Genomic DNA, 523 nt, shown 5'->3' with positions numbered 1-523 from the left:
AGCTCGTTCGCAGCTCCCCAAGGCTTATCGCAGCGTACCACGTCCTTCATCGCCTCTCAGCGCCAAGGCATCCACCGAATGCTCTTAAGGCACTTGATCGCTCTCGTGATCGATGTCCGCTGGCGAGGCACAGCCGATCCGGCTGCCCTCACCCGCGCACACGGGTCACAAAAAGACCCGTGACGCGCTCCTTTCGAAGCACGTCACAGTTGCTTGCCGAACGTGACCCTGGCGGACCAGCTCTCGCTGCCGTCACGGTCACATTCCCTCTTCACGATGTCACTTCGCAGATCCCGGTCACCCGGGCCTGCAAACCTGTCTCTTCATCCGGACGTCCTCGCCCCCCCTGCTCGGTCTCCCCTGCCCTGCCGCCGTCGCACGCGTGTGCGCCGGGCGGCCCTGGATCCTGGTGGAGCTGGACGGGATCGAACCGACGACCTCATGCTTGCAAAGCACGCGCTCTCCCAACTGAGCTACAGCCCCAAGGAGCGAATAGCGAATAGCGAGTAGCGAATAGGGGGCG

At 63.5% G+C, this 523-nt stretch carries 1 tRNA gene and 1 rRNA gene; both read right to left on the bottom strand.

The features are described from left to right. A 23S ribosomal RNA gene (locus tag ACLBXP_RS25230) occupies positions 1-99 on the bottom strand; the annotation flags it as partial. Positions 100-407: 308 nt separating this feature from the next. Beyond that, positions 408-483: transfer RNA gene (locus ACLBXP_RS25225), tRNA-Ala, on the bottom strand. Positions 484-523 lie beyond the last annotated feature (40 nt).

The sequence above is a fragment of the Methylobacterium sp. A54F genome, assembly GCF_053346035.1.
This window is presented reverse-complemented; position numbering and strand designations above follow the sequence as displayed.